Raw genomic sequence first — 11,470 nt, 5'->3', positions numbered from 1 at the left:
CTGTCGGGTCAAGACGAATTGCTTATAAATTCTTGTATTGGTTCTGTTTACGGCATAACTGCCGTAATGGATAGCTATGACCCATACTGCAACACCGTGGTTCTCCCCGGAATTCGCAGTTTTCAGACATCTGCAGATGCACGCTACAGCCCATTCCTAAGTTCTGATATTGGCAAGTTATTTGTAGCCGATTTCACCAACCAATACGCAACCAATTCAAGGGCGACACTCCGGACTTATTTTTCTGGTGGAAACGGATTTTCTGCGTATGCGACGCATATCGATTTCGGCATTGGCGATGCCTTGCAAGTTTATTTGCGAACTCCTTATAACAAGAGCACGCCGTGGGATGGCATGCGACGCTTCACAAATGTAGTGCGAGAAGCTGGTGGCGTAGGCACGTTGTCACTCGATGCCGCTCGAGAACTTATCAAAGCCTATACATATGCCTACGTAACGAATGAAAATCAGATACTGAGTACTGACGCTCGAACGTCTGCCGTCAATGACTTCCGTCGAGTTGTTGTAAAACCAGCCGACGAAATTGTGATCGCTGACGTTCAAACCACCTACAACCTCAGTTCCATGGGTACGTCATATGACGATGTGTTGATGGGCGACGACAAGACAAACAAAGACGCTAGCGGCGAATATCAGTTGAACGGGCGCAATGGTAAAGATGTGCTAATCGGAAACGCAGGTGACGACATCCTCGACGGTGGTGACGGAGCCGATTTTCTAATCGGCGGGGCCGACAACGACACCCTTAAGGGCGGCGCAGGAAAAGACACCTACGTCTTCAAGGCAGGCGAAGGCACAGACACCATAGAAGACAGCGACGGCGAAGGCGAGATACGTCTTGCAGGCAACCAACTCAAAGGTACCAGCGACCCCAGCAAGTACGAACTCAAAGACGGCATCGCCACCTGGAAAGATGCGGCAGGCATCAGCTACAACTTTAGGGACGATGGCAAGGCCAGCAAAGTTGAGCTGACCATCAAGGATGGAACTCTGGGAAGCGGCAAGATTGTTATCAAAGACTTTGATCTCGACAAAGCCAAGACCGATAGCGGCTACCTCGGCATCACCCTCAAACGTGATGCCAAAGGTGCAATAGTCAGCGCAAACCAAACCACCCCCTTCAACGTCCCCAATCCCACCATTGCGGGCCTGAATAAAAACGTCAACGAACTTGCAGGCATTGCCCTAAAGTGGTTCGGCAATATCGCATCAGGCCCGAACGACACACTCACCCTGACCGTCAAAAGTGGTGACGCTTCCTGTGCCAAAGTTTGTACTGGCGCTGAAACACTTGATTTGTCCTCGCCAGTTGTTATTGAACTCGACCAGGGCCAAACCGAGCGCGGCTTCTCCATCATCAGCGACAGCGCCATCGACAGCGACCAGACCCTGGAACTGGTCGCCACCTACACCCACGATGGCGTTGCGGTGGACTCCAACACCTTCACGCTCAACCTCAAAGACACTGGCGAGATCGGTCAAACCTATACGGGCGACCAGAGAGCCAAACTCATAGGCACAGAGATAGACCCCAACATTGCCCCGGACAACCCCCGCTTTGGTACCTACAAATGGAGCGCCACCAGTTGGGCCAATGACGGCACCTTGAACGGCGGCATACAGGAAGACAACTTTGCCGATGTCATCTACGGCAGCAGCGGCAACGACAGGATAGACGGCAAAGGCGGCAATGATGCCCTTGCTGGCGGCGCCGGCAACGACCAGATCGATGGTGGCGATGGTGACGACATGATTGCGGGCGGCGCAGGCACCGACAGCATCAAGGGCGGCGCAGGCAATGACTACATCAGCAGCAGCGCAGAGCTGCAGGTGCCCCAGCGGGTTCGACCCACAGACAGCTGGAGCCCGCCTGCCGGCCAGGAGGTCAAGGTGTCGAGCGCCACATGGGGCGTATACCTGGATGGCGAGGCTGGCTCCAAAGTGACTGTGTGGGCGGGCATTGGCGGCACACCCTCGGACGCCACCGAGGGCGACACCATTGATGCCGGGGCAGGCAACGACGCGGTGATTGCAAGCTGGGGCAATGACCGCATACAAGGCGGTGATGGGGATGACCAGTTGGATGGTCTGGCCGGTGACGACATCATCGAAGGCGGTGATGGCGACGACGTGATCAGCGCAGACGGTATTGTTAAAACGGGTTACCTCAACACCGTGGGTGCAGCCAGCCACGGCGCAGATTTTGTGGATGGCGGCGATGGCAAAGACAACATCAACGGCGGCGGCGGCAGCGACGAACTGTTTGGTGGCGATGGTGATGACCAGATATGGGGCGACAGCGGCGGCAAGACCGACGGCGAGTATTACGTAGATCTTCAGTATCACGGCAACGACTACCTCGACGGCGAAGGCGGTGACGACTACCTTGAAGGGGGCGGCAAGGACGACACGCTTTACGGTGGTGCCGGCAAGGACAACATGTGGGGCGACACCAGTGCCAACAACGTGGCCGACGGTGCAGACACCACGGCGCTTTGGGGCAATGACTACATGGACGGGGAGGACGGCGACGACGTGCTGATTGGTGGCGGCAAGGACGACACCCTTTATGGCGGCACAGGCAACGATGTGCTGGCCGGTGATGAAGACAACCATGCGCTGAAGGGCGAAGACAACGGCTTTGACTACCTCGACGGGGAAGACGGCGACGACGTGCTGATCGGCGGCGGCAAGGACGACACCCTGTTTGGCGGCAAAGGCAATGACCAGTTGCTGGGTGACACAAACGCCGCCAACCTGGATGGCCAGTTTCATGGCAACGACTACCTAGACGGGGAAGATGGAAACGACCTGTTGATTGGCGGTGGCGGTGGCGATACGCTGTATGGCGGTGCCGGAAATGACGAGTTACAGGGCGACGCCAATGATGTAGCGACCGAATACCAGGGTGCGGATTACCTCAATGGCGAGGCCGGTGATGACAGGCTTTTTGGCCAGGGCGGTGACGATACGTTACTGGGCGGCGAGGGTGCTGACTACCTGGCTGGCGGCGAGGGCAGTGACAGCCTGGCTGGCGGCGCAGGCAACGACGAGCTTGATGGTGGTGAAGGTGACGACACGCTGACCGACACCGAGGGGGACAACAAACTGTTTGGCGGTGATGGCAATGACAGCCTGGTCGCCGGTGCCGGAGATGATCAGTTAAGTGGGGAAGCTGGCGACGACACGATTGACGCTGGGGAGGGCAATAACCTGCTATTTGGCGGTGATGGCAGCGACACGCTGGTGGCCGGTGCCGGAAACGATCAGTTAAGTGGAGAAGCTGGCGACGACACGATTGATGCCGGGGAGGGCAATAACCTGCTATTTGGCGGTGATGGCAACGACACGCTGATGGCCGGTGCCGGGCGCGACCAGTTAAGCGGCGATGCTGGTGACGATACGATTGATGGTGGGGCTGGCGATGACCGGATATATGGCGATGCCGGCAACGACGCCCTCACAGGGGGTGATGGCAATGATTACCTCGACAGCGGCAGTGGCAACGATTTTCTGAATGGTGGTGCGGGCAATGACCGCTATGCTGTTCTGGGCTCAACGGGTACCAAGCACATCATTGATTCGGATGGCGGCATTGACCGACTGATCACGGACTGGAACTTGAGCGACACGGTGCTGCACCGTGGCAGTCTGTTGCTTGAGAATAAGGCCACTGGCCAGCAGATTCACATTGATGAATTTGATATGAATGACCCGAATTCTGTTTGCCCAATTGAAGAGTTTCAGTTTATTGGGGCCAACGGCAGCCCCATTTTGCTCAGCGCCCAGCAACTGCTGGCGCGCGGGATTGAATTTACAGGCACGCCGCAGGACGATGTGATCATAGGCACGGCCTACAACGATCTCATTGACGCCTTGCAAAGCGAGGACCAGATAGACGCAGCAGAGGGCAACAACACCGTCAACGCCGGTGATGGCGATGACAGCGTGATTGCAGGCGATGGCAACAACATCGTGAGCGGTGGTGCCGGTGATGACAGCGTTACCCTGGGCGCAGGTCACAACACAGTTCACGGTGATGATGGCGATGATGCCATTTATACCGGTGACGGCGGCAGCGCTGTGTATGGCGACCAGGGCAACGATACGCTGGTGACTGGTGCGGGCGCAGATGTGCTTGACGGCGGCGCGAGTGCTGACGTGATGGCCGGTGGCGCGGGTAGCGACACTTACTATGTAGACAACGCTGACGATGCGGTCATTGAGACGCAACCAGTCACCGCCAATGGCGCGCAGGACGACACGGTGATTGCCAGCATCAACTACCAGTTGGCCGAGAACGTTGAGATTTTGCAACTGGCCAATGGTGCGGCAAGCGCCATCATCGCGACGGGCAATGACGCCGACAACAAGCTGCGGGGCAACGAGTTTGACAACCTGCTGCTGGGTGGCGCGGGCCAGGACACGTTGACGGGCAATGCCGGCAACGATGTGCTGGACGGCGGTACGGGTGCCGACTACATGGATGGTGGTGAGGGTGACGACACCTATGTTGTGGATGATGCCCACGACGAAACCAGTGAAATGAACGGCGATGGGCATGACACGGTATACGCCAACGCAGACCACACGATTGGCGTCGGCATTGAAGACCTGGTGCTGACCGGCAGTGCCGATGTCAATGGCAGCGGCAATGATTCTGACAACACCATCACGGGCAATGACGGTGCCAATGTGCTGTTCGGCGGCTTGGGCACTGACACGCTTTATGGCGGGGCGGGCAATGATGTCTTTTTGATGGACGGAACTGGAGATGTTGTCATTGAAAACGCTGGTCAAGGCATGGACACCGTGCGCACTACTGCAAGCTACACGCTGACCAGCAACGTTGAAAACCTGATACTCGAATCAGATGGCGGATACATCGACGGCACGGGCAACGAGCTGGGCAATGCGCTGACTGGCAACGAATACGATAACCGCCTTGACGGTGGTGCGGGTGTAGATACCCTGACCGGCGGGGATGGCAATGACACCTATGTTGTCGATAGCACTGATGATCTGGTCATCGAAAACGCAGGCCCCAATGCAGGCAATGCAGACCAGGTGATCAGCAGCAGCGTTGACTACGCCCTGACCGACAACGTAGAAAACCTGACGCTGGCAGAAGGAAGCGCTGCCCTGTTTGGCACAGGCAACGCGCTGGACAACACCATCACCGGCAACAGCCTGGACAACCAGCTGTATGGTGGGGCTGGCGTTGACCTGCTCGACGGCAACGCAGGCTCAGACCTGATGGCAGGCGGCACGGGCAACGATACCTACATCGTCGACAACGTGGGCGACGTGGTGTTTGAAAACACCGGTGAAGGCATAGACCTGGTTCTGGCACACGCCGACCACACATTGAGCGCCAACGTCGAAAACCTCACCATAGTGGCTACGTGGGACGACAGCATTGGTGACTACACATCGCTAACCGGTATCGGCAACGAGCTGGGCAATGTGTTGACGGGTGACTACAGCAACGACACGCTGTACGGCATGGGTGGCGACGACACGCTCTATGGGCTGTACGGCAACGATACCTTGTACGGTGATGCCGGCAACGACTTGCTGGAGGCGGCAGGCAACGGGTTTGACCAGTGGTGGACAGGCGAGACAGACCTGCTGGTGGGCGGCATGGGTAACGACGTTTACCGCATTGATTCAGCCTATGACCAGATCTTTGAAGACGCTGACGGCGGCACCGACACGGTGTACAGCTACGCCACCTATACCGCGCTGAGCGACAACGTGGAAGACCTGGTGATTTACGGCGACTACCAGGACGACTACGACTATGTGTCGTGGGGGCAATTCGATGCCGATGGCAATGCTCTTGACAACACCATACTGGGCAACGATGCCCGCAATACCCTGAGCGGCTACGGAGGCAATGACAATATTGATGGTGCGGCTGGCAACGACGCTATCTACGGTGGCGACGGTAACGATATCTTGTTTGGCGGTGCGGATGCCCTGCACGTTGGTGGTGAAGGTGGCGGGCCGCTGCTGTTGAGGGCGAACAGCGCGATTTCACTGCGCAGCTTCAATTCCGGTTACGGTGGGGCAGAAGGAAGCGTCCAGCTGGCCGGCAACAATGACTACATTGATGGCGGCGCGGGCGACGACCAGATAGACGGCGGCTCGGGCGACGACACCTTGCTGGGTGGCGATGGCGATGACGTTTTGTACGGTGGCGACAATCGCTCCGCTCTGCTTGACCCCGACCTTGCGGACTATTCAGTGCAGGGGGTGCGAAGGCTGATGCAGAACGGTGTCGCTGCACAGCGCACGCTGGACTCATTGATCGCCACCTTTGGTTTGAGCCAGGACATCGCGTCGCTCGACGCTGGCTATTACGCCTACCCTGCATGGCAACTGTCGGCTACGCCTGGCGAGCCCGCAATAGCCATACCTTTGTACATACCGGACTGGCATGAAGGTGAACCGCAACCGTCAGAGGCTTTGTACATTCAGCCAGACGGCAGCGTGACCTGGGAAGGCGGCGGTGCCTTTCAGGACTATGAGCTGGCCTATTGGAACCCCACGCGGGATGTGACATGGGAAGACCTCTCAAGCCAATACGGTGTGCGTGCAAACACAGATGGTGTTGATGTATCGGCATATATAGCGGTCACGGCGACCTTCCCGGTGCCGGTTGATGTGGCCGAAAGCGAGGTGGTGGACGAGTACAGAACAGTGTACTGGCCGCGTGAAACACTGCCGGGCGAAACAGATTGGATATTTGAAACACTCTCGCACCGAGGCATGGACACCCTGGACGGCGGCGCCGGTGATGATGCGCTTGACGGTGGCGGAGGCGATGACACGCTGCTCGGTGGCGACGGTGCCGACACCCTGTATGGCGGTGACGACCAGGCCTTCAATGTGGTGGTGGATGGCTTCCAGGGCGAAGTGGTGATGGACCTTGGCACTTTTGCTGCGTCCAACAACGACTACCTCGACGGCGGCGCAGGCATAGACACGCTGACAGGCGGAACAGGCGATGACACCTACGTGGTTGACGGTGTTGCAACTGCCAACCCGCAGGGCCGGGATGTAGCCCTTGACCTGTGTGACAGTGACACCCGCTTCGGCATGGACGTTGCCCCTGTCAACAACTGGGTAGCCGATCGAGTGGTCGAGCTTGCAGGCCAGGGCAATGACACTGTCTATAGTAGCGCCAGCATTGACCTGAGCGGTCAGGAAATAGAAACCGTCAACCTGCTGGATGGCGGCCCGGTGGCAGACATTGACGCACGCACGGGTGACGGCAGCCAGGTACTTAACGGCAATACGGGCCGCAACGCGCTGGACGGTGGCGCAGGCGCCGACGTGATGACGGGTGGCCTGGGTGACGACACCTACTACGTGGACGATGCAGGTGACGTGGTTGTGGAACTGGCCGATGAGGGCATAGACACGGTGCACACCAGCCTGAACGGCTACACGCTGGGCAACGGGTTTGAAAACCTGGTGCTTGAAGGCAGTGCGCTTGCCGGCAGCGGCAACGCGCTGGACAACATACTGATTGGCAACGCCCTGGACAACGTGATTGACGGCGGCGACGGCAGCGACACGCTGGCTGGCTGGCGCGGCAATGACCTCTTGCGGGGCGGTGCGGGTGCAGACATCTATGCGTTTGGGCGTGGTGACGGCCAGGATGTGGTTGTGGACACCGAGGGCATGGGTGAACTGCACTTTGGTGACGGCATCAGCCTGTCCGACCTGCGCTTTGTGAGCCTGGGCAATGACCTGGTGATTGAGCTCTATCAGGACGGCATCAAAACCACAGACCAGATTACCCTGCAAGGCTGGGCCCATTCACCGGAGCGGATCAGCTCGATTGCGTTTTGCGATGCGCCTTCAGTGGTGCTGGATGAGTCGCTGATCAACCACGCGCCGGTGGCTGTTGCTGATGTGGCGCAAGTCACGGAAGACCTGGCCGTGCAAGCCACGGGCAATGTGCTGGCCAACGACAGTGACCCGGATGCCGGGCAGGTGCTTGCCGTGTCAAACCCGGGCACATACGCCGGGGTGTATGGCAGCCTGGTGATGGGCAGCGATGGCGGCTATACCTACCAGCTCAACAACGCGCTTGCACAGGTGCAGGCGCTGGCTGTGGGCCAGACGCTGAATGAGCAGTTCAGCTACACCGTGCAGGACAACGCAGGCAGCCCATTGACTGCAGGCAGCACGCTGAGCATCACGATCACCGGTAGCAACGACGGGCCCATAGCCGCAGTTGATATGACCAATGTGGGTGAAGACGGCGTACTGATTGCCAGCGGTAATGTGCTGGCCAATGACAGCGATATCGATGTGGGCGACACCTTGACGGTGGCTGCGCCCGCTACGCTGCAGGGCACCTACGGCAGCCTGGTGTTGGCCTCCAACGGCAGTTACAGCTATACCCTGAACAACACCAGCACTGCGGTGCAGGGTTTGCGCAGTGGCCAGCAGGTGACCGACAGCTTTGCCTACAGCGCCAGCGATGGACTGGCCACATCGGCCGGCAATCTGCTGGTGACGGTGACGGGCAGCAACGATGGCCCCAAGGTGGTGGCCGATGTGGCTGCGGTTGGTGAAGACGGCGTGCTGGTGACGACAGGCAATGTGCTCGCCAACGACATCGATATTGATGTGGGCGACACCCTGACGGTGGCTGCGCCCGGTACCTTGCAAGGTACTTATGGCAGCCTGGCATTAACGGCCAATGGCAGCTACACCTATACGCTCAACAACGCTGCCTCAGCCGTGCAGTCCCTTGCTCAGGGGCAAACCGCGCTTGACCAGTTCAGCTATACGGCAAAGGACAATGCAGGCAACCCGCTCAGTGCCACAAGCCAGTTGAGCGTGACGGTGACGGGGGCGAACGATGCGCCGATTGTGGTCACGCCGCTTGCAGACCAGAGCGGCCGGGAAGGGCAGGCGTTTAACTTTGTGGTGGCGGCAACGGCCTTCAAGGACATTGACCAGGGCGATGTACTCACCTACAGCGCACGCCTGGTAGATGCCAACGGCAACGCGCAGGCCCTGCCGGGCTGGCTGAGCTTTAACGCCACCACACGCACCTTCAGCGGAACACCTGACTCGGCTGCGGGTGGTACCTACACCCTGCGCGTGATCGCCACTGACAGGCAAGGCGCAAATGCCAGCGACGACTTTGCCTTGACTGTTGCAGACGATTGCAGCACCAGCAACGGCACTGTCATCAACGGCCGCGACTGCTACAACGACGTGCTCAACGGCACCGCCTGCGACGATGTCATCAACGGCAAGAGCGGTAATGACAAGCTCTACGGCAACGGCGGTAATGACAGGCTGGATGGCGGCACGGGCTCCGATGTGCTGGACGGCGGTGCGGGCAACGACACCCTAGTCTTTGGTGCGGATGACCAATGGGGTGGCAACAACTGCTATGCCCCAGTCACCTCTACCAACGTGGGCAGTCCCGGTGTGGTGGGCAGCAATGCACAAGTCGACATTGACGGTTATGCGCGCAGCCTGGATGTATTTGAAGGCGGCGCGGGTGTTGACACGTTGCTGGGCTCGAATGGTGACGACGCCATCTTGCTGGACGATGGCAGTACGGGCACAGGCGCGGGGGCTAGAGTCAAAAACGTCGAAATCATCAGCGGTGGTTGGGGTGACGATGTGATCAATCTGACGAGCATTCGTTATGCCTATGGCGATGTCACGCTGACGGGGGGTGCAGGCAATGACACCCTCTGGTCTGGTGCAGGCAACGATGTGCTTCAGGGCAACGAGGACTGTGACACCCTTGATGGTGGCGCGGGCAACGACTTGCTGCAGGCCGGTACCGGTGACGATTTTATTGACGGCCGCAAAGGACTTGGCAATGACATCAACCAGGGCCAGGATGGCAATGACACCATCACCGACATGGCGGGTCCCAACCTGCTGGATGGCGGCGCGGGCCAGGACACCATGACCGATGGCGATGCCGCCAGCTTCTTTTTTGGCGGCAAGCAGAACGACACCATCACCACCGGCAAGGGCGCAGACCTGATTGCATTCAACCGTGGCGATGGTGCAGACACCATTTACCTGGGTGCCGAAAGCGCAGTCAACGACACGTTGAGCCTGGGGATGGGCATCAAATACGCCAGCCTGAAGTTCAAAAAATCGGGCAACGACCTGATACTGGACATGGGCACGGTGAACTCGGTCAGCGACAAGATGACGCTGAAGAACTGGTACTCAAGCGCCAGCAACCGGACAGTTGCAGAACTGCAGGTGATGACTGCCGGCGGTGACTACGATGCCAACTCGTCAGACCAAACGCGCAACAAGCAGGTAGAGGTTTTTGATTTCACCAAACTTGTGCAGAAGTTTGATGCGGCGCGTGCAGCCAATTCAGCCAATGCCAACGGCTGGGCCATGATGAACAGCATGCTTGACGCACACCTGCAGGGCAGCAACACCCAGGCGCTGGGTGGCGACCTGGCCTTTCAGTACGGCACCGCTGGCAGTCTGGCGGGCATCGGGCTGGGTGTTGCACAGGCCAGCCTGGCGGCGGGTACCGACTGGCAAAACCTGCAGAGCCGTACCCAGCTTGAGCAGGGCGCGGTGCGGCTGGTTTGAGTGCCACACTCGACCCTAACCATTGGCACCGCTACGCCGGGCACTGGAGCAAGGTGGCCTCGCCTTTGACACCGCACGCCAGCGACCTGCAAATTTATGCGCAAGCGCTGGACGCGAAGGCCCGCACGCTGTTGCTCGGGGTGACGCAGCAAATTGCGGCGCTGGATTTGCGTGGTGTGGCCGTGGACCACAACCGGGCCATGATCAATGCCCATACGCCCAACCGGGAGCGGTGGGCGGCGCTGCAGGCCGACTGGCTGGCCCTGCCGCTGGCAACGGGTTCTATGGCGCAGGTTGTAGGCGACGGGGCCTTGAGCGTGATGCGCCATGCACAGGCTTACCCGCGTTTGCTGCGGGAGCTGCGCCGCGTACTCCAGCCGGGTGGCAGATGTGTGTTGCGTCTGTTTGTGGCGCCTGACAAGCGTGAGTCCGTTGACGACATCGTGGCAGCTGTCCAGAGCGGCCGGGTTGGAAGTTTTCATGTCTTGAAGTGGCGTTTGATGATGTCGCTGTCGAGCACTGCAAACAGCTACAACGTGCGGGTGGCCGATGCGCTGGCGTTGTTTAACCGTCGGTTTTCTGACCGCGCAGAGCTTTTGCGCATGACGAACTGGCCCGCTGAGGTGTATGACACCATCGATGTGTACCATGGCTCCGGCGTCAGCCTGAGCTTTCCGCCACGCGCCGTAGTGGATGCGCTCTTTGGGCAGTTCGCCGCGCGTGTGCATTACTGCACCGGTGACTACGAACTGGCAGAGCGCTGCCCGGTGGTGATTCTGGACGGGTTTCATGCGTGATGGCACCTGATTTAGGAGGTATCCAAAGCGCCATTGCG

Annotated in this window: 2 protein-coding genes; both read left to right on the top strand. The window is 58.9% G+C overall.

The genetic code is table 11. From position 1 onward, the window contains the following. Window positions 1-546 precede the first annotated feature (546 nt). Complete coding sequence (locus HYX42_RS16695; RefSeq protein ID WP_293405059.1) at window positions 547-10,635, top strand: VCBS domain-containing protein; 10,089 nt, start codon at window positions 547-549, stop codon at window positions 10,633-10,635. Further along, entirely contained in the window at window positions 10,632-11,432 is an 801-nt protein-coding gene (locus tag HYX42_RS16690) for a methyltransferase domain-containing protein (protein ID WP_293405057.1), read from the top strand. Before HYX42_RS16695 ends, HYX42_RS16690 begins: the two co-directional genes overlap by 4 nt. Window positions 11,433-11,470 lie beyond the last annotated feature (38 nt).

Source organism: Polaromonas sp., from assembly GCF_016185115.1.
In the GTDB taxonomy this organism is placed as follows: domain Bacteria; phylum Pseudomonadota; class Gammaproteobacteria; order Burkholderiales; family Burkholderiaceae_C; genus Polaromonas.
This window is presented reverse-complemented; position numbering and strand designations above follow the sequence as displayed.